A 20,033-nucleotide genomic window follows, 5' to 3' on the forward strand; every position below is an offset into this window, starting at 1 on the left:
CGGGGCGTTACCTGCTTACGGACCCGATGGCAGCCGGTGTATAGGCGGCATGATCTTCATACAGGCTTTGGTACGGAACGTGAGAACCTTGTTCCAGATGCGAAGGAAAATGACAAATGGCCAACACCATGAGGAAGAATACCGATGCTGGAACGAGGGGCGGAGCCTCCCGTAGTAGCGATGAAGCCTCTGTAATGGAGGTGGAGCGAAGGGGCGGCGTTATCCGGCCGACGAGCGTTGCCAACCTCCGGGGATGAGTGGCGTGAGCTCGGCGAAACCTTATGACATAGCGAAACGCACGGTATGGGACGCCTACCAGCAGGTCAGGGCCAACCGCGGTGCTGCCGGCATCGACGATGAAACCATCGCCGATTTCGAGCGGGATCTGTCTAAGAATCTCTACAAGCTGTGGAATCGGATGTCGTCGGGGTCGTACTTCCCGCCTCCGGTCAAGCAAGTAGAAATTCCCAAGGCATCGGGAGGCACGCGCAAGCTGGGAGTGCCCACGGTTGGTGATCGTGTCGCGCAAACCGTGGTCAAGCTTCTCATCGAGCCGGAGCTGGACTCGATCTTCCACTCGGACTCCTATGGGTACCGGCCGGGACGATCAGCGAAGCAGGCGGTGGCGATCACGCGTGAGCGCTGCTGGCGATACGACTGGGTGGTGGAGTTTGATATCAAGGCAGCCTTCGATCAGATCAATCATGGGTTGCTGATGAAGGCGGTGCGCCTGCACATCAAGGAGGACTGGATACTTCTGTACATCGAGCGGTGGCTGGTTGCGCCGTTCGAAACGGATCACGGTATGCGCGTCCGACGCGAACGCGGCACCCCGCAAGGTGGAGTGATCAGTCCCCTCCTGATGAATCTGTTCATGCACTATGCCTTCGACACCTGGATGCAACGTACCAGCCCCAACTGCCCGTTTGCCCGCTACGCCGATGATGCGGTGGTGCACTGCCGCAGTCGAAAGCAAGCGGAGTACGTGATGCGCTCCATTGCTTCACGGCTGGCTGCCTGTGGCTTGACGATGCACCCCGAGAAATCGAAGGTCGTGTACTGCAAGGACAGTAACCGTCGCGCAGGTTATCCGCATGTGAGCTTTACCTTCCTCGGCTTCACCTTTAGGCCGAGGAAGGCGCTCAGCAAACAAGACCAGCTCTTCACGAGCTTCCTTCCGGGAGCGAGTGCGGATGCCTTAAAGCGGATGCGGCAAGCGGTGCGCAGGTGGCGACTCAATCGCCAAACCCACGTGACGCTGGTCGACGTGGCTCGGCTCTACAATCCAGTGATACAGGGGTGGTGGCAATACTATGGCTCGTTCTATCGGACAGCCATGCTTGGCATCTTCCAGCACATTGACCGCGCGCTTGAACGCTGGGCCCGACGAAAATACAAGGCCCTTCATAGGCGCAAGCGGCGCATTAGCCAATGGCTGGACAAGATGCGGGCCGTGGTACCCCGGCTGTTTCATCACTGGCGAGTGACCGGGCAGCAAGGTTGGATAACGGGAGCCGTATGACGCGAGAGTGTCACGTACGGTTCTGCGAGCGGCTGCGGGGGCAGTTCCCGCGGCCGACTCACCATTTTGGCATGAAGGCCCACATCGGCGCCGATGACGAATCGGGTCTGGTGCACAGCGTAGTGGGCACGGCGGCCAATGTGGCGGATGTCACCCAGGTCGACAAACTGCTGCACGGTGACGAGAACGTCGTCTGCGCCGATGCCGGCTACACCGGCGTCGAAAAGCGCCCCGAACATGCTGGCCGCGAAGTGATCTGGCAGGTCGCAGCACGCCGCAGCACCTACAAGAAGCTCGATAAACGCAGCGCCCTGTACAAAGCCAAGCGCAAGATCGAGAAGGCCAAGGCACAAGTGCGAGCGAAGGTCGAGCACCCGTTTCGAGTGATCAAGCGCCAGTTCGGTTACGTGAAGGTGCGCTTCCGTGGCCTGGCCAAGAACACCGCTCAGCTGGTGACGCTGTTCGCGCTGTCGAACCTATGGATGGCGCGCCGACATTTGCTGACTACCGCAGGAAAGGTGCACCTGTAATGCGGAAAATGGCTGCTGCGAGGTGCTCGCGGCGGCCAAAAACGGAGAACTGAGCGGGTTACCTGGTCGATTTTGATCGACGGCCCGCTTTCAAAAGCAGCGAGGGCTGAAGTCGACCGGAAATACAGGGTTACTTCAGACCTTCCCTCAATTCCTCACCAACCTTCTCCAAGAGCTGCTCAAAACTTTCAGGAGCTTCGGATCCAAGCAAGTAGGTCAGGGCCAAGAGGGTGACCGGATGAATGTCGAGCACTGTGCAGAGGCTATCGAGCTTTTCGAGAGTCGGGCTCGTTGTCCCGCGCTCCAACATGCTTACGAAGGTACGACTGCTAACGAGTGAGAAATCTTCCTGTGTCAGCCCCCTACGCTGTCGCACGAGCCTCAACGCCTTCCCGAACGAATCCCGGACTTCCATTTTGCTGCTCCGCAAAATGGAACGATGAAGCGCGATTGAACAATATATGACTACAAAATATATTGTTCACCAATCAAGCAAAATTCTCATTAGGAAATTGCCTCGTGTTCAAAACCAGTCGGAATGCGGAACTGCTTCCTGGGCTCTCAACAGCTCCAGATGGCGTGCAGTTCTGGTCATATGTCGAGCTAGAGATGACCTGGCCCTGGTTCTACTTGCAGATCGTTGAGGACGATGGAAACGAGGCCTTTCGAAGCATGCTAATGGTTCCGTCGGTTCCATTGCTGGAACAGGTCATAGCTGCGCAGACTGAGCACGCCCGGCTGGAGCAGGCGTATCTTGTGAGTCCTGGGCATACGAACGAGGTTGGTCGCTGGTTGATGGAGCCGTTACTGGAGGTTCTTTCAATTCGTGATGCACAAGGTAGCGAGCTTGGGCACCAGTACCGAGTGGAGGGAGATCGCACGTACTCAACCTCAGCGAGTCAGTCTCTCGGCAGTGGAATTAGTAACCACGTGATCTTCTCTGCTGCATCACATCTGCGAGGCTAACGCCCCATATCCTGCCCGTATCCATAGTCCCATCTGAACCGAGCTCAGTTGTCTTTCCAGAACTCGCTCCGCTGCACAAGGCCGAACTCATCGTCAGCCCTATCGGGATTCTCATCGAACATGGTGTTGACCATGCGCTCGCGGCGGAGACCACTCAGCGCGCCGAAAAAGCAGGCCTCACAGAGATGCACCTCATAACGCTCGCCATCATGCTTGGAGCCATACCCCCAATGAGCCTGAAGGGTTCCAAACTGGAAACCATGACCTTCAACGTGAGTACTCTGACAACACACATCACAGGTAATGTCTGCGACCGTTTCACTCGGCAAAACAACAATATGCTTCACGAACAGCACCTCCAGCGGCGACAAAGCCCTTGCCTAGCGGCCGTTTCAATTTACCTGCAGACCGTCATCACCACTGATCCCAGGAGAGGCGGCCCCTGTACGCCATAGCCTTGATAGCAGCCTCATCGTTACTTGGTACAAATCTGAAGCTCGAAGCTCAATCCACACCTAAAGCCTTGATCACCGCATCGACGGGATCCGCGTAAAAACTCGTCTGGAACTTGGTAAACAGTTCCGGGGGAATTGTTGGCAGATCCACCGCGCTGCTCATAGGCAACGCGACCCGCTTGCCGCCTGCATCGAAAGCCACCTGCAGACACTCCGCGATACTTTCCACTGGAGTGATGTTGCCACCCAGACTCATATCGCCAAGTACAACCATCTGCCCCTGGGCAGGACGCCCCAGCAAGCCTGAGGCGAAAGCCACCAAGCTAGCGAGCGCCATGTGGGTCAGCGGACCAGTGTTTTGCAATTCCACCACATGCAGGTGGAAATCATGTTCTAGAACCCTGGCCGAGGCACTGATGCGCGAAGCATTTGCCTTGAAGTAGTCAAAGGCAATCTTCACCTGCTCCTTGGCAATGCTGGAATTCCAGAGACCAGAGGTGGCGAGCTTTCCAGAGCCTTTGGTGACCTGTAGCTCAAGGCGGTACAGCCCTGGCATACCTTTTCCGCTCAAGCCGATAGTGTGAATGAAACCAGGCTTGCTCTGGCCTTCAGGGATCAGCGTCCCGCCCCCCTGCTCCTTTACCGTTACGAAGTGCTCCTCCAGCGTTTCATTGTCGATGTAGCTGAAGTGGACATCGTAAAACTCCATGCCACCGATTTTCTTCAGCTGCTCCTTGACCCGACGGCGGACCTGCAAGGCGTACTCCAGGCACTGCCGCACGTCTTCCTTGGTGAACTGGTCATGGGGATAAAGCAGCTTGAGTAGCCCGGAAACGGTCTTGCGTACCGCGATCACGTCGCGCTGGTTGAGATTGTTGCCAAGCTTGAAGAACTTATCGATGGCATCGGCGAAGCTGCGCTTGCGCATTTCGCGGAAAAACTCTGCCAGGTAGTCGACGATCAGGCCATACCTATTGGTGAAGTACTCCGGGCGCATCTTGGGAATCTCCCAGCCAGGGATGTAGGCATGGAAGCGGTCGAAGAAGGCCGAGTCGATCATCTGCTCCGGGAAGGGAGCCAGCAGGTGGCTTGTCTTCACCAGGGACTCGACGCTCTGGTTGATGTTGCCAACGAAAACCATCGAGGCTGAGGCTTCCATCTGCTCACGCCCCCGGCCAAAGGAGCCAGATGCCATGAAGTCCTTCATGATCTGGACGCCATCCTTGTCCTTGAAGTTGATACCGGCCACTTCATCGAAGGCAACGACATCCCACAGACCGACCAAGCCAATGCGCCGGCTGCTCATGTTGTAGAACAGGTTGGCCACCGTGGTCTGCCCGCCGGACACCAGCATGCTGTTGGGAGAGCACTCCTTGTAAATATGGCTCTTCCCGGTGCCACGCGGCCCCAACTCGCAGACGTTGTAGTTGTTCTCGACGAAGGGAACCATGCGAGCCAGCAAGTGCCACTGCACGGACTCGTCCAAGGTCGAGGGCTCCATGCCGATGGAGCGAATCAGAGCCTCACGCCACTGCTCAGTGGTCAGTGCCGCCCGGCCCGAGAAAAGCTCCTGCATGTTCATGTTCGGCATCTGGATCGGCTTGAGCAGCGTCACGCCGAAGGGAGAGCCGTTCTGGCCCTCCTCGTGGTAGTAGCTCAAGGTGGCAATTACCCAGATCCCGCCTACCAGCAGCTTCTCGTATTCCTTGACGATGCCGGCAGAAATCTCCGCATCCTTGATGCCCAAGTTGCTGAAAGAGGCCTCGTAACGGTCCTTGCGCTCATTGAGCCGCACGGTTACCCGGTCGATCACCTTGTAAGTGCCGCGCTCGCGCACAAGAGATTTAACCTTCTCGGCCTCGTCAGGGCGCACATAGTTTTCGGCCAGCACGGTCTTGACGTTCTTCAGGCCCTGCTCGATGACCTCGGCGTCATCCGATGCGCAGTACATACCCAGCAGATATTCGAGCACATAGACGGGGACGTTAGCCCCTTCTTTGATCAGCTTGGTCAGGTCCTTTCGCACCACGCGTCCGGCAAAGTGTTCATTGAGAAGCTGATCCAGGTCTTTGTCCTGATAGGTGTCCATTGCGTGTCATGCTCTCAAAAAAAATCGTCGGTGAAGGCCAAATCGATGGTGATCCTGTAGCGCTCCAGCTCTGTATGGAGATCTTTGTCACGGATGACCAGGAAGTAGTCCTTCTTGCGGTCGAAGTCACTGCCGAGCAGAGACAGCCGCACCTGCTTCATGCGTTCGCTCATCGAGTCAGTGGAGCAATCGAAGGTCACGACCTCCTCACTGGATATCGGCTGCTCGCCCTCGAAAATGGCGACCGCCACGGTGACTGGCAGTACCTGTTCGCTAACCGACTCCGTCTGGATCAGATCGAAGCGCTGGATATTGGTCACCATCTTCAGCACCGACTTCGGTGAAATCACGCCCACCTTGCGCTTGGTGCGTTTCTCGGCTTTCTCGCCGCGCAGTTGGTTGACCGTCAGCACCGGTACAACAATCTCCTGGGGCATGGCACCGCCATGTACAAAGCGCGCACCGCCAACGAAGTGGAAGCGGTTCGCGCCTTTTGGAATCCAGAATTGGGTATCCGAGGTTGTACCAGCTGTCTGTCTAGTGGAGCCCTGCCATACATCTTTGGCTGCAGGCAGGGTGTGGCCGATGACGTAGCGTTTTTTGCTCTTGATAGTGTTCTCGGGCTTCTCAGCAAGCGAGGTGCGGTCAGCGATCTCCAGCTTGCTCTGCTGGAATAGAAAACCATGGTCGGCGGTAATCAGCACCGTGCTGGTGTTGAAGTGCATGAGGATCTTGCGAGTCAGCTCAGTCAGTTCCTCAATGGCCACGTCCACATGGTGGAATGTGTCCGACTCGGACGGGCCACCACTGTCGCTACGGTCATCGATGACGTTGTGATAGACGTAGATCAGTTGCTGATCTTTCAGTGCTTCTCGGCCTTCATCCCGTGACCAGGCTTTGACCTGGTCGGCCGTCACTGCCATGCCATTGTGCTGAGCAAGGATCTTGTCGCGCTGGACTGTACCGGCGGTGGACTGGCCATCTGCGAACACCGTATCCCCCGCACCTTCCCGATACTCCAGGGTGTTGTGTGGCAGTAGCGAGGCCATGCCCAATGTGGTGTAGCTGGGTAGCACGCCAAGCTGACTGGCGAGGTTTGCCTCGCTGTAGCGTTTTTCATTGATGCGGTCACGCAATTCAACCGCAGCCTCATAGCGGAAGGCGTCGCTGATTATCACCACCAGGCGCTTACTGCGGTTCTTCCCAAATTGTGGCTGCACCCAATGATCGAAGAAGTTCTGCTGGCTGGGTACTCCGGCGATCCTCCAGTGCTCCAGCCGTTGCTCGGCCTCTACCTTGTCGCCCCAGCTTCGGCCCAGTTGGTCGAGGTACCAGTAGGCGTAACATTGCTCGACGGCTTCATCGAGCTTCTTCAGCAGCTCTACATGAGCGCGCTGGGAGGCCGTAAAATAGTGGCGATAAGCCCTATCAAAGCGATACAGCTCGCTTTCATAGGCCTTGTAGATTGCTTCGGTACTGGCAAAGTGGAATCCAGCGGCATACTGCTGACGCAGGCTGAACAGATCAATCGCCGCTGACAGCCCGGAGTAGAGCAGGCGGTACTTGCGGCGGATCTCGTCGTCCTTGTGACGCGAGGCCCAGTAGTTATCCAAGCGCTCGGAAATGATCTTTGAGAATAGGCCTAGGTCGCTTGGATCCGACTCCGGAATGGCCTTACTCAGATCGACGATTATCTGCCGCTCTACAGCCTCGAAGGTGGCGACGTTGGCAAGCGTTTCCAACGGAATCTCACCGATCTTCTGCCCGATATGCAGAGCCTCGGCGACCCAGCTGGAAATTTCGTCGTAAGCCTTGTAATAACGCGAGCTATCCCTCCAACGCGAAAGCAGTGCCCGAGAAGTCGCTCGGGCATTGGCAGACGGGATGGCAATCGCAGAAGCCCAGCTTGGGATGTCGCCGATACTTTCGCAGAAGCCGGTGGCCAGCAGACGAATCAGGAAATGTCCGAAGCTGAACGGCTTTTCGCCATTGATTTCCTCAACACTGGCCGGGTAGCCAACCTCATCTCGTAGTGCCTGGAGCAGCGCCGGCATCAGGCCGAATTTGTACAGCTCATCGATAACCGGGGGATTCTGCTCCAGGCCTAGGTCATCACTTACCATTGCTCCTGCCATGGTGCAGAGCAGCGCCATGATGTCACTGGCATTGGCCCCCAACACCACGGCTATCATCGCCAGATCCAACGCCTGTTCAGTGTCGCTTGGCTGGATCAATCGTTTCAGGCTGGCCAAGCGATTCTTGTTGCTGAGGAAGCGCTCACGGGCAGCAAGGTGCTCGCGCAAACTCTGCTGTTGTAGACCCAGGTCGTTGAAGATCAGCGAGACCTTATCCGCATAAAAACTGCGCGAGTACAGTTTGATATCCAGCAGCCAATCATCATTGGCATCCGGCTCGGCACAGGGGAAGTACAGTAGGTACTTCCCCTCGGCATCCTCAAGCTCCAGCTTGAGTTTGATGCCGAAGGTGGACTCGCCCTGCATGTTTAACACCTGAACATCGGGCAGATCGAGCTGCCCCAGTTCGCTTACAAAACTCTGCTCAGGGTCGTACCAGAAGACTATGCGGTGGTTTTCCGCGAAAAAAGCCTGCCGCAGGCCTTGGGTCAGTTGTTGCGTATCCATCAAATCAATCCTTGGTCGGCTGCGTCATAAGGGTGCGCATACCAGCGAATGCGTTTCCTTGATACTGGCTGACAGAGCTTTCACAGGGCCATGCCTTGTCTCTCGATTTCTCTGGCCAGAAATGGCGCACGGCGACGCAGATAGCCAAGCGAGATATCACCCTGGAAATAGTCGGTAGCGTAATCCTCACGTAACGTCAGGCAGTCCCGGTCGTTAAGCTTCAAACGGTCGATAGTGGCTTGCACACGGGTTTTGATTGCCGGATCCAGATCCGCGCTGGGAATCACCTGGTAGCCGACGAGCTCAATACGGAGCCAGTCATCGTCAATCTCGAATGGGTCGAGTACATCGCGATAATCGTTTTTTCGACTGTTCATCAAGGAGCAGGCCAACCGATAGTTGCGCCACTCGTAGGCCTCTTGCCAAGAAAGCGACTTGGGCAGCATATGGTCGACCGAAGCAGCGCCGGTCACTGGCTCGATATAGACGCACACATAGCTGCAGACATGCCCATAGGCCGCTCTCAGCTCAGGAAGTGCCTCAGTCCAGTAAGACGGGAATTTGTCGGCCGGGATCTGTTCACGGCTATTGGCAACCGCCTGTCGAGGGCGGCCCTTGCGCTTGGGCAGGCCTGGCTCACCCGCCAGTTCGGCAATAGCTCTCAATCCCGGCTGCCTGACCTTTGCATCAAAATCCTGGGGTTCAGCAGCCAACTCTACCCGGATCATGCTTCGCTCATCCGCTGTTCGCGGAACTGGCTCCAGCGTATCCAGAAGGAGTCCACGTCACTCAGACTGGCACGCAGCTCGGCGTCAATTTGTTCCAACGCCTGTCTTTGTGGAGCTGTAAGGGGCTGCTGAGTACCCGCTGCCTCCCGCAAGAAGGCGCGTGCCTTTTCCAGAGCCTGTTCGGCGTCCACAGAGGCCGGCTCTTTCAGGTCAAACACTGACGAAGTCAACCAGGCATTTACGCTCCCTTTGCGTGAATACGGGTAGAGAGTCGCTTTTACTTCCCCCTCGACCAGGTCGAAGTCCCAGATGCAATCTCGATCAAGGTCGAACTCCGGCTCGACCGAGGCCAACACAAGCGGGGAATGGGTGGCGGCCAGCAACTGCACAGGCACATCGCGACTTCCTGTCAGCGCACGCATTACGTTAAGCAAAGCGGGGACGATGCGGCGCTGCCATTGCGGATGCAGGTGGCACTCGATTTCGTCGATCAGGAAGATGATTTCCTTCGCAGGGTTGACCCGATACTGCTTGCAGGCCAGTTGATGCTCGCGCCAAGTCCAGACCAATAAATAAGCCAGGGCTGAAATGCGCCGCATCCCGGCCGAAGCGTGAGTTAATGGCACGTCCTGGCCGTAAGGCATCCGGAGTGAGGGGATCTCTTTTACGCTAGAGCCGACGCGCATGGGTTCGCCAGGTAACAGCTTTTCCAGCCCTGAGGGTGAGAGGACATCAAGTACCTTTGTCAGGTCATCGAAGGCCTCTTTGCGGCCCTCCTGCCACAGTACCCAATCACTGATCAGGCCATTGCACAGCTGCGTCTTGCCATCACTGGAAAGCAGGCCATTCCAGACTTCATCGGGGCTGAAATCGAAACTGCGCGTCCGGTCGGGTGTGGCAGCGACCTCTTTGTCCCCCTTCCAGTAGTTCCGTGCCGGATCCCAGACCGAGAAACTACCATCCACGCCGGCATAGATAACCACACCGGGAACGGCTGGCCGCCCCTGCTTGACCGACCATTGTTGGCTTTGATGGTCGAATTTACTTTTATAGGTAAACGGGCCTGCACTCCCGGTGTAGGAGTAATCAATGCTCGATTGCTTAGCATCAGCACGAGGAGCCGCCACCACCCCCCGGCCCCACGTACGAGTAAGCGACCACCAGGCAATATCCAGCACAAAGCTCTTGCCCAGTCCGTTGTCGCCAGTCAAAAAGTTCAGGCGTGGACTGAAGTCAACGGCCAACCGCTCTGCGGGGCCGATGCCTTCTAGCTTGAGGCTGTTCAGCATGGGCGGTCTCCTATTAAGGTCAAGCGCAATAGTTTACGCAACTACTGCGCAGAAAAAATCAGCTGAGCACTCAAGTGACCTAAAAAATCGACTTAGTCAATATTGCAGACGAATCATATGCGCTACGGAGAGGTTGCAACTCTTTAAATATAGAAACCGCCAAATCATCCATCTCCTTGCTTAAAATCGACAAAGCTTCCACCTTGCCATCATTGTCAAAGATTTTACGGCTCTGATCTGGGACAGAAAGCGATGAGCGGTAATCTTTAGCTGCGAGCAAGAAAGCCAAGTGAGCCCTTGTTTTCTCAACAAGAGAAAGTTTCATATAGTAGGGCGCATAAAGGTTTTCGTTCATGTGGTACCCGATTGCAGCCAGGTCATAGCTGCTAAGCTGTTTAACCACGCGCTTTTTGTAGTCCGGCATATCTGCAATCATGTTCTTCATTAACCGGATAACGGACTTTAAGTTCCCACCATACAAAGCATCACGATCATTAACCAATTTTATATGAGTGAACGGAAAATTCAGCAAGAACTCATCATCACTCTTGTTATATATCTTCACGCCACGATCATGATCTTGGGAAGAGCTCTGATACTTGATAGTATCAAACCAGATCGCTGGAACCACATCCACTTCCCTAGCCAGACTGCCGCCGCTCACGCAAATGCATTTACTGCTTGAGCAGTCGACATTTGCCTTGGGGAAGTTTACCGGAAGTATCCTCTCTGACTTTGCACGAACATCACGAATTATCTGCAAAAGACTTCTAGGGTCACTAGAAGGCAAATATCCGTTTGGCACAACCTTCGGAAGTTCCACATTCACCGGATTAGTCACAAGGATAAGCATATCAACGTCGGAGTGACCTTTAATATGGATGTCTAAAGCAACCGATCCTTGAAGCCTTTTAGTGACACTTTCCCCTTCACTACTAAGGCTTTTGATCAAACTATCCGCAACCCGCTCACCCTCTCTGATAGAGACCTTAGTAGCCGCCTCATCAACCGCCGCCATAGCACCTATGGCGTATTTGACTCCTGCAGATTCGTTCAGCGTCTCAAAAAATTCCCTTTTCCGAACATCCCGCCCTGTCAGAATCGCTTGATTCGCAGCAAAAGAATCCATGGATTCAAATATCGCTCTCTCGCGGGAGCCTTGCCGACGCTCCTTGAGCGACTTCAGCCGATTTTCAAAGTCAATCATGCTGCTCTCCTTAATGACATCGTGCCAAAGGTTCTTCTGCCGCCGCTATTAAAGTAGGAGGCACGAGCTGTAGACAGATCCTTATCTATTTCCACTTCACAATAACCCTTGTGAGAGTTAAGCTCATGGCTCTGCTCAAGCTCTGGCTCATTCCTGTAGCTGTAACTTAACAGCCATCCGCCAGTGGGGCCGTGGCGCTTAGAAAGTGTTGCGGTGTAACTCAAGCTTTGGCTGTTCTTGGTTTTAAGGTGGACGGATATTGCCTTCCAGTTTTGCTCAATTCCAATCTCCCCCTCCCAATCAAACCTTGTGCTGCCATCCTCATTCAACGTCTGACCTTTGAGAGTCCAAGTTCCGTTTAGGTCAGGGATCTCAAAGTAAGGGATTTTCCATGCCCACTTGTTGAAGGCCCAGTGCAGCGCAAAATAGATAGCGCCAGTTGTAATCGTGGCCCGAGTGAATGCATCAATTCCAGTGAGATTGGTTGTCCAAGCCAATAGCTGCGAGATGCCACCGGCAACCGCAATTGATGCAACACCAAGCCATCTGCCAACCATCGCTCGATCGTGACCAAAAACAGCGTAATCATGCATTGCACTTCCCCTCCATGACGGTGTTGCAGAGTCTGTCGGCGCCTTAAGCGTCTGAAGATTTATCACCTGTTACAGCCTTCACCTCGGCCAACAAATCGCCAAACTTTCCGTAGTTCATCTTGACTCCGTCGTCCAGATCCAGACTGATGCGCTGGTCGGCGTAGTGACGTAGTTTTTCGTCGAAGGTAGCGAGTTCGGCTTGTTGGTTGTGCAGGGCTGCGAGCTCTTTTTCCAGACGTTTTTTCTCGGCGGTACTGGTACTGGCTTCGATGTCCTGCTCAAGCTTGTTGGCATAAGTGTTGAGCTTGGCGGTCAGCGGAATGACGTACTCGGTACGCATACGCGCCAAGGTCCCTTCGTTATAGCGATGCAGGTAGACCAGGCACTGGAAGGCTTTATGCTTGCCACTACTGAACAGCCAGTAGATTGGGCGTTTCTTGTAGGTCTGAAGGTGATCCTTGAAGAAGTTGTCGCAGAGATAACGACGCAAGGTCTCGCGGCTGGACTCGGTCTTTTTCGGCGCGAGGTTATCGGCGAGAAAGCACAGATTGGCTTCGAGGTGAGTCTTGTCCCAAGCCACCGAGACAAACTCGATCAGGCGGTTGGCCGCATCGTCGGCAAACCACTCTTTATCGTTGAGCGGCAGGATGCCGTCGGCATCGGCCGGGAAGCTGGCGTAGCGGCTGGGGTCGAAGCCATGGTTACCGCTGTGAGCGTAGATCAGACCGGGCTCATCGAGACTGTAGCGACCGAGAATACAACCGACGGCGTAGGACACCACCTCCCGCATGCTGTCTTCACGGAAGCGCGTCCACAACTCATCTTCAGTCAACTTGCCTCCGTAGCGGTAGGCAGGGTTTATCATGAGGGTAATCTGCTCAACGGGGACGTCGGGGCTGAGCTCGTTTGCGAGGCCATAGGCATCGATAAAGAGACGGTTATTCTCCTCTTCGAGGCGTTGCATCTCTGTGATGGTGGCGCGATTCTGGGTGGCCCAGGCAACGTAACTGGACTCAAGAGTATGCTTGGAAGCGCTCAGAATAGGGTGGAACTTGAAGTCCCAGGAGCATTCAAATGCGTCCCAGTCTGCCTTCGCGATTCCGATTGCTCTCTTGCTGCAATCACTTGCATGTTCTTTAAGCTTGGCCTCAAGCTGGTCGGCAAGAGGCATGTTCGCCATCGAGCCTGCGCTGAAGTCGAGCGTAGGTGACATGACCGAGATGAAAAGGGCTGCGACGTTTGAGTTGAACAAGCCACACATGAAGTACTTCACTTCGTCTGACGCAAAGAACATCGAACTGCCCTTAGAGTCAAAAAGATATCCGGGGCCGTTAGCTCGAAGGCTAATGTCTCCGCTACCCAGCGCAGACCAAGTTAAACCGTCTTGGAAGTAGAATTCTTGACTCTGAATTTTCCGACTGGGCGAGCCGTAGAGTTCTCGCGCATAACCAATGACCTCGCGTCCATCGTCCTCCCAGTTGAGTAAATACTCCGCGTTTCCGTACCACCGCCTAGCAGGCCCCCCTTTGTTGTAAGGGAACCATTTCTTGAGCGTTTCTCTGGCTGCCTCTCTTGAGACGCAGCCATGAGCCTGTTTAGCCAACGACACTTCCCAGTGGAAGCGGAGAAATCGATCATTGTCGCTTGTAACCATGCCGTGACGAGGGCTGGCGTGATCAGCCACCTTGCTGTCGCCGTGAAAATGGCGCATGACATCGCGACTTATCCAGTAGGCCAAGATTCGCCCACTGATTGATTCAAAATCCTCAGCGGTGAATCGCGCATACCTAGATACCTGCGACTTTAACGCTTCCTTTTTGTGGGCTTCATCGCCGTCTACGCACCTTGAGAAGACCGGTCTGTAGCCAGCAACATGTTGGCGACCAAGAGCGAAACAGCACGTTTGAACCACCTCTCCCGAAATGGCGGGGAACGCCCTAGCTCCGAGGTGGCCAAGGCTCTGAATGGTCGCCTCAGCAAGCAGACGCCCTCGCATGCTTTCGAAGCGGTGGAGAAACATCCAACTGTGCATGGTGACCAACGAAGCTATCCCCGTTGCGTTCACTAGAGTTAGAGCGCGCCCAACAAACATCGAGTATGTGTCAATCTTGAAATCCGAATACTCAGCCGAGGCGAGCCTCTTCAGCTGGGCATTCATGGCCTTCATGCCCATATAGGGCGGATTCGCGACCACAGCGTCATACTGCCCCGCCAGCAACTCGGCCTGCTGCACCAGCAGCCCCAAGCGCCTTAGCTCATCCGACACAAAAAGATCCTGGCTGGTTGCCTGGCTGAGCTGTTTCAGCGCCGGTAGCTTTTCCACCAGCCCCTCTGACACCTGAATTAGCGAGCCAAAGGTAGTGGCATGCTCAAACAGCCTCTTCAGCTCAGTGAGATCACCTAGCTGCAGCCCGTAGTCCGACAGCTTTACGCCGCTAGCCAACACCTCAACATCGAAGCCCGTGCTATCCACCAGAGCCATGACGTTTAGCTTTACCCCGCGCTCGAACAGTCGTCGGTCATCGGCACGGCCTTTCATCATCAGGGCAAAGCCGGTCAGTTGGGCGGCACGCCCGTCGATGTCGAGGCCGAAAAGATTCTTGTGCAGGATCAGTTGTGCCACATCGCGCTGACGGTAGCCACGCTCAAGGTAGATAGCCTTGAACAGGTCATAGGCCTCCACCAGGATGTGCCCGGAGCCACTGGCCGGGTCGATTAAGGTCAGCTCTTCAGGGTTGAGGCTTTCGGGCGAGATGGCCGCGAGCTGCGCCTTGACCTCATCGGTCTGCTCAGCAGGCTCGATGTAGTACTCCATCTGCGCCTTGAGCGGCGAGTCGGGATAGGTTGCCAACCACTGCGCACCCAATGAGTTCTGGACCATGTACTTGACGATCCAGTTTGGCGTGAACAACTGGGTCGCCGCCGGTATATCCTCCGACTTGACCACCTTGCCAATGACCTTTTCCTTCTTCTCGGAGATGTAGAACTGGTAGAGCCAGCCGATGATCTCGATACTGGTCCAGTCCTGTTCAGGAATGGCGCTGACCAGCTCGCGGATCAATGAGTCGGTTTTGGTTAGGTTGTCCGGGAGGAGCAGTTCGGTGGCGTCATCCACCGCCTCAAAGAGGAACGGCATTGCCTGATGCAGGGCGTGACACTGAGCCAGCAGCAGTTCGCGGTAGAGCTCTTCGTCTTTAGTGCCGTCGAGCTTCAACTCGGCAATGCGCTGCTTGTCGAGACCCGGCAGGTCGATGTCCAGGCAGTCGTCGAGAATCTGCGGCGTGGTAGCGCTCCCGTCGGCGGCGCTAAGCACGCGACGACCGTGGTCGAGGTAGTCCTTGAGTTCCATATAGCGGATGGCGCATAAGCGGTTGAACCAGCTGTAGGCTGCCTGTTCCATGGCCTGGGCAAAGCCCAGTTGCTCGACCATTTTCACCAGCGCGGCGCGGGGGCGGATGATGCTGGCCGGAAAGGCCCGCTCACCGATCAGGGCCAGATCACCCTTTTGCTCCACTGGCGCGATGCCCATACTGGGGATATTGGACTCGCGAATGCCAAACAACGCCGCGCGCTTGGTCATGGCGGAGATAAAAGCTGCGCGCGCCTTAGGGGCGTAGCTTTTGATGTTATTGGTGTTCATATGGGCTTTCCCTAATTCTTTTTGAGCCGGCATTGACGCTGGGTTGCAGCCTGGAGGAGGCTTCCCCCTCCTGACTGCACCGAGTCAGCGGATACGAATTCGCTTGTCTTGCTTGATGACGCTGTCCAGCTCCGCCTTGAGGGCGTCGATAAAGCGGTCGATATCGCCCTGGCTTTCCAGATACAGGCCATTGCCGAGCTTGTTGAATACGCTGGTGGCGGCCACCTCAACCACCGGTTTAGGCGGTGCTAGCGGTTTAGGTGCGGGCGTCAGGGAAGGCGCCCTCTCTTCCTTGACGCCGCTGGCCGAATTGGCGGCCTGTGCAGCCTTGACCTGCTCCTGCTGGAGTTTTCGCTGGCGTTCGGCTTCGGCCTGGATGGCGCGCTCCAGCTCGAATACACCGTCGTGCAGACGCTCGTCGGCGGTCTGGGTTTGCAGCAGGTAGATATTGGCGATGCTGGTTTCGGTCTCCAGATCCGCCTTGACCAACTGCAGCGGGCGCAGCAGGCGATTGCTCAACTCCGCAGTTTCGATACCGCTCTTGGCGATTTCAGCCTGCAGCTGAGCAATCTTCTCGTCGACACGGGCCAGAGCATGTTCGCGCTTCTCGGTGAGGATGGAGGCATTGATCGCTTCCACCGCTTCTACCAAGCCAGCCACCTTGTGCAGCTGGTTGTAGGGGGCGGCGTTCAGCTCGATGGCTTGCAGCTCAAGGAGGGCCGTGCGGGCCTTATCGTTCTTTTCCAGGGCAGGTTTGTTCTTGTCGAAGCGACGCAGGGCCTGCTGCAGCTGCTGCCAGGTATGCAGCTGATTGGTGAAGAACTCATGGAGGTCGCGGTAGTCCTCCTCCAGATCCAGGTAGTCGTCCCTGTTGTCAACAACGGACTTGAAGAAGTCGACGCTGTCGGTGTTACTCAACAAGCGCTGCAAACTGAGTAGGGCCTTCTCGATCACCTCTCTGCCGGGGAAACGACCAACATCGGTCTTGCTCTTGTAGCTCTTGAGGTTGCCCAGCCAGGTCTCAAAATGGCCACGGTAATACTCGAACAGCTCCTTCTCGCCGGCAGGGCCGAGTGCGTTGAACAAGTCCTGACTGAGGTTGCGCACCTGTTTGAGCAGCACTGCATCGGTCTGGCGCTTTTTCTGCACCGAGATTTCACGACGCTTGCGGCTGTTGCTCAGGTAGTCGAAGGCATCCGGCAGCGGCAGGCTGGGACCTGCAGCATGAAAGGAGATGCGACTGGTCGCGGCCAGGCGGCCAAGGATCAGCAGGATCTCGCCATCCGGCCAGCCATAGGGCCGCTTGCTGAAACGCTCGATGATGTCGGCCACCAGCAAGCGGTCATTGCCGGAGGCGCGCAGGGTGATGAACTGCTCGACTTCCTTGATCGCCTGCGGATTGCCTTCCTCGCCGTCGAGGGTCAGGCCAAGCTGGCCAATGTCATTGGTGTGCAGGATGGCATGGAGCTCGCGCTCAGGCTCCTGCTGCAGCACCTTCAGGTAACCCAGCTTGGTGTAGGTGTTCTCCAGCAGGTATTGGCAGGCTTCGTCGAACTTGCTCTGGATGTTGCTGCTGGACAGTTTGAGGTGCTGGCCCAGCGCGTAGACTTCGGTGCGCTCAATCAGCTCTTCGAGCATCAGGCGCAGGCGCTTCTTGCGCTCCTGGTTCTCCCGGCCACGGTCGGCGAGGATTTTGCTCAGCTCGGGCTGGCTGCCATCGTCATTGAGGCGGATGAACTTGTTGGTCTTCAGCCAGGTGCGTAGCTCGGTGAAGAACTCCTTGTTGTCCGGCAGCTTGAACAGTGCCATGCCGGCGGGCGCTTCGTTGCTCTTGTTGATGCAACCAGCTTCACCGTGAAGGGCGTAATCCAGATCCAGCGGCGAGATCACCTCGACGCGCAGGTCATGTTCATAGCGGCCTTCCAAGCTGTGGCCATCGAGATAGCGGCCAATGCTGTAGTCGGTCTTGTTGATGCTATAGCGGAACTTGTTCTTGTCCTTGAGCAGGTCCTTGTAGATCAGATCGGCGAGAGCCTTGTTCTCATCGGACGAGGCGATCTCGGTGGCCTTGATCTTGCGGGTGATATCGCGCTCCTCGTTAGTGAGGAAGACGAACTCTTCACCATTACGGGTGATCAGGCTCTCTTTCTCCAGGCGCTGAAGGGTTTCTTCGATACGGCGGCGCAGGGCGAGCTTGTCTTCGTCGACCTGCTCTATGGACAGAGTGACAAGGTTATCCAACGTGCCCTTGATCAGATCAACATAACGAATCATGAACAAGGTGCGCAGGATCTGTACGTCGAAGACATCGAGCACAGCGCTTTCGCCGGCCTGGTCGATAGTGCGCTTGACGGCTGTGTCGAGGAAGCCTTCCACCGCACGGTAGAAGCTGTGCAGGGGAACCAATGCGCCAATGTCTTTGTTGGCAATCGACAGGGCCGCCATCTGGAAGGCATCGAGCATAGAGCGCTCGCCGTAGGCCAGATGCGCGCCAGTGGCGCCGACCTTACGAATTTCTTCGAAGACCTTCTGCACCAGCTGGAAGTGGTACGGCGCAAAGGGGTAGTTGGCGATGAAGCTCTCCGGGCCGTCGTAATTACGCAGCGTCGGACCGGAGCGGTCGAAAGTTATCTGGTTGCGCAGAATGTCGCCCTTCTGCCCCCACAGAGCGCGCAGCTTGGTTTCGGCCTCCGCTTTTTTGCGCAGCAGGCGCTTCTGGATCACTTCGTCGGTGTTGGAGCTGGACAGCGACAGGCGTGTTTTGAAGCGCCCGGCAATCTTGGAGAAATCGTTGGCCTTGGAGGCCGAGAGCTCACCGAGCACCGCATCCATGTCGGCCTGGGAGGTGACGATGATCCAGGCGCGCCCCTTGCAGATAGTGCCGAGGTTTTCGGTGATGGTCTGCAGGGTCAGCATCAGGCGGGTATCACTGCCGATGAACTGGCCAACCTCGTCCACCAGGAATAGGACACGATGCTTGGCCGGCTTGGCATCGAGGTACTCGCGCACCCAGTGGCAGAAGTTCTCGACCGAGACACTGAACGTCTGCTCGGACTCCTCGAACCACTTGTGCGCTGCTTCGGCGGACAGAGCCAATACCTGCGCCAGGGCTTTCTCGATATCGTCCTGATAGAACTGGTAGCCATCGCGCTCTTCGGCCCAGACCAGACCGGTAGATTCGTTGAAGGCCTCAACAAAGCGCTCGTATACCCCGCGCTGGGTCAGGTGGCGCTCCATGTGGGCGATGTGTGGGTGGTCGCCGCTGAATCCCTGATGCTCGTTGAAAACGCGCAGGAAGACATTGAGGATCGGATTGCCAGCGTCGTTGGAACTCGCCTTGCTGTCGATGTTGAACAAGATGACATCGGCGCTATTGGCGACGGCCTTGTCGATATCTGCGCGAATCATCGCATCGCGCAGCTTGTTGGCATCGAAGAAGGAAACAGCGTTGCGGGTGTTGCCCTGGGCATCCCGAGCCCGAATGTTGGCCAGCAGGTAGGACAGGGTTTTCAGGAAGTGCGACTTACCCGAGCCGAAGAAGCCGCTGATCCAGACGCCTACGCGGTTGGCAATGGAGGGATCCGTCAGGTCGGTGCCATAGGACTCGAAGAAGCTGCGAAAATGCTTCTCCAGCTCGTTGGTAACCACATACTCGTCGAGCTCCTGGTACACGGTGGCGTCGTCAGACTGGTCCGCTTTGACCACCCCATTGATGGGGCGGTCGAGCTCCTTGGAGAAGATGTCTTTAATGCTCACGGCAATCGTCCTTATTGATCAGGGCACCAGCTTGAACGCACGGTAGTAGTTGTTGCTGGGGATACGGTTGAACAGGGACAGCGACTGCCCTGAGTAATGGCCGGGGTAGAACAGCACCAAAGGCTTGTGCCCCAGCAGCGCGTGCAATTTGTTGAGCAGATTGTGGGCTCGTAGGACGGGCCAAACAGAACCCACGCCCGAAATCAAGACGACATCGCGCTCGGCAGCGCCGCTGTGCTCCATCAGGAAGGGAGCAAACTTATCCATGTGCAGAGGCCCGGAAAGCGCCTTGAGTAATGCCTGGTCGCCCTTGGCCTGCTGCATTAGGATGGCCTTATCGGTGAAGCTGCGCTGATCCAAGTATTGGCGCATTGCCTGCAGCAGGTTGATGTGGGCAACCTTGAGATGACTGTGCTTCTTGGCCAGGAGCCCCTCTAGGAAGCACAGGTACTCGCGGACCTGAAGCTCATCCTCGGGGTCATAGTCGAAGATCCAGAAGCCGATCTCGTTGCCGAGGCCTTGGCTCTTGAGGAACTCCTCTGTGAGGATTTTTTCCGGGATCTGATTCAGCCGATCCTGTAGCTGCTGATTCATCACTGACTCCTTGATTCCGCGC

At 56.1% G+C, this 20,033-nt stretch carries 12 protein-coding genes and 1 pseudogene; 2 read left to right on the forward strand and 11 right to left on the reverse strand.

Annotated elements, in window-relative coordinates:
* The first annotated feature begins 253 nt into the window (after positions 1-253).
* The gene (gene ltrA, locus GTQ41_RS23545; protein ID WP_059393006.1) at positions 254-1,522 is read left to right on the forward strand and encodes a group II intron reverse transcriptase/maturase; all 1,269 of its coding nucleotides are present in this window, start codon (positions 254-256) and stop codon (positions 1,520-1,522) included.
* Between the two features lie 59 nt (positions 1,523-1,581).
* Positions 1,582-2,052 (forward strand): annotated as a pseudogene (locus GTQ41_RS23550) (IS5 family transposase); the annotation flags it as partial.
* A 130-nt stretch (positions 2,053-2,182) separates the two neighbouring features.
* Here GTQ41_RS23550 and GTQ41_RS23555 read toward each other — a convergent pair.
* The 11 genes from GTQ41_RS23555 to GTQ41_RS23605 all read right to left on the reverse strand — a co-directional run bounded on the left by GTQ41_RS23555 (position 2,183) and on the right by GTQ41_RS23605 (position 20,011).
* Complete coding sequence (locus GTQ41_RS23555) at positions 2,183-2,467, reverse strand: helix-turn-helix domain-containing protein (protein WP_059392782.1); 285 nt, start codon at positions 2,465-2,467, stop codon at positions 2,183-2,185.
* Positions 2,468-3,062: 595 nt separating this feature from the next.
* Positions 3,063-3,371: a hypothetical protein gene (locus GTQ41_RS23560; RefSeq protein WP_059392788.1), complete on the reverse strand. Its 309-nt coding sequence runs from the start codon at positions 3,369-3,371 to the stop codon at positions 3,063-3,065.
* Positions 3,372-3,522: 151 nt separating this feature from the next.
* Positions 3,523-5,562, reverse strand: coding sequence for a protease Lon-related BREX system protein BrxL (gene brxL, locus GTQ41_RS23565; RefSeq protein WP_217325366.1), 2,040 nt, complete (start codon positions 5,560-5,562; stop codon positions 3,523-3,525).
* A gap of 14 nt (positions 5,563-5,576) precedes the next feature.
* Positions 5,577-8,204: a BREX-1 system phosphatase PglZ type A gene (gene pglZ / locus GTQ41_RS23570; RefSeq protein ID WP_059392779.1), complete on the reverse strand. Its 2,628-nt coding sequence runs from the start codon at positions 8,202-8,204 to the stop codon at positions 5,577-5,579.
* 80 nt (positions 8,205-8,284) lie between these two features.
* The gene (locus GTQ41_RS23575) at positions 8,285-8,932 is read right to left on the reverse strand and encodes a hypothetical protein (RefSeq protein ID WP_059392778.1); all 648 of its coding nucleotides are present in this window, start codon (positions 8,930-8,932) and stop codon (positions 8,285-8,287) included.
* Positions 8,929-10,221 carry an AAA family ATPase gene (locus tag GTQ41_RS23580; RefSeq protein WP_059392777.1) on the reverse strand — a complete coding sequence of 431 codons (1,293 nt, stop codon included), beginning with the start codon at positions 10,219-10,221 and terminating at the stop codon, positions 8,929-8,931. Before GTQ41_RS23580 ends, GTQ41_RS23575 begins: the two co-directional genes overlap by 4 nt.
* 79 nt (positions 10,222-10,300) lie before the next feature.
* Positions 10,301-11,428 carry a hypothetical protein gene (locus GTQ41_RS23585; protein WP_059392776.1) on the reverse strand — a complete coding sequence of 376 codons (1,128 nt, stop codon included), beginning with the start codon at positions 11,426-11,428 and terminating at the stop codon, positions 10,301-10,303.
* Positions 11,425-12,021 (reverse strand): hypothetical protein, encoded by a 597-nt coding sequence (locus GTQ41_RS23590; protein ID WP_059392775.1) that lies wholly within the window; start codon positions 12,019-12,021, stop codon positions 11,425-11,427. Before GTQ41_RS23590 ends, GTQ41_RS23585 begins: the two co-directional genes overlap by 4 nt.
* 43 nt (positions 12,022-12,064) lie before the next feature.
* Positions 12,065-15,661: a BREX-1 system adenine-specific DNA-methyltransferase PglX gene (gene pglX, locus GTQ41_RS23595; protein ID WP_059392774.1), complete on the reverse strand. Its 3,597-nt coding sequence runs from the start codon at positions 15,659-15,661 to the stop codon at positions 12,065-12,067.
* Between the two features lie 84 nt (positions 15,662-15,745).
* Entirely contained in the window at positions 15,746-19,417 is a 3,672-nt protein-coding gene (gene brxC, locus GTQ41_RS23600; RefSeq protein WP_059392773.1) for a BREX system P-loop protein BrxC, read from the reverse strand.
* Positions 19,418-19,435: 18 nt separating this feature from the next.
* A complete protein-coding gene (locus GTQ41_RS23605) occupies positions 19,436-20,011 on the reverse strand; it encodes a DUF1788 domain-containing protein (protein WP_059392772.1) in 576 nt (191 codons plus the stop codon).
* Positions 20,012-20,033 lie beyond the last annotated feature (22 nt).

Source organism: Pseudomonas sp. AN-B15 (assembly GCF_019056475.1).
GTDB classification, from domain to species: Bacteria; Pseudomonadota; Gammaproteobacteria; order Pseudomonadales; family Pseudomonadaceae; genus Aquipseudomonas; species Aquipseudomonas parakoreensis.

Excerpts from the sequence above, each read along its gene's own strand:
- brxL (WP_217325366.1), bottom strand. The coding sequence starts at position 5,562 with ATGGACACCTATCAGGACAAAGACCTGGATCAGCTTCTCAATGAACAC.
- GTQ41_RS23605 (WP_059392772.1), bottom strand. The coding sequence starts at position 20,011 with ATGAATCAGCAGCTACAGGATCGGCTGAATCAGATCCCGGAAAAAATC.
- GTQ41_RS23585 (WP_059392776.1), bottom strand. The coding sequence starts at position 11,428 with ATGATTGACTTTGAAAATCGGCTGAAGTCGCTCAAGGAGCGTCGGCAA.
- pglX (WP_059392774.1), bottom strand. The coding sequence starts at position 15,661 with ATGAACACCAATAACATCAAAAGCTACGCCCCTAAGGCGCGCGCAGCT.
- pglZ (WP_059392779.1), bottom strand. The coding sequence starts at position 8,204 with ATGGATACGCAACAACTGACCCAAGGCCTGCGGCAGGCTTTTTTCGCG.
- GTQ41_RS23575 (WP_059392778.1), bottom strand. The coding sequence starts at position 8,932 with ATGATCCGGGTAGAGTTGGCTGCTGAACCCCAGGATTTTGATGCAAAG.
- GTQ41_RS23555 (WP_059392782.1), bottom strand. The coding sequence starts at position 2,467 with ATGGAAGTCCGGGATTCGTTCGGGAAGGCGTTGAGGCTCGTGCGACAG.
- GTQ41_RS23590 (WP_059392775.1), bottom strand. The coding sequence starts at position 12,021 with ATGCATGATTACGCTGTTTTTGGTCACGATCGAGCGATGGTTGGCAGA.
- GTQ41_RS23580 (WP_059392777.1), bottom strand. The coding sequence starts at position 10,221 with ATGCTGAACAGCCTCAAGCTAGAAGGCATCGGCCCCGCAGAGCGGTTG.
- ltrA (WP_059393006.1), top strand. The coding sequence starts at position 254 with ATGAGTGGCGTGAGCTCGGCGAAACCTTATGACATAGCGAAACGCACG.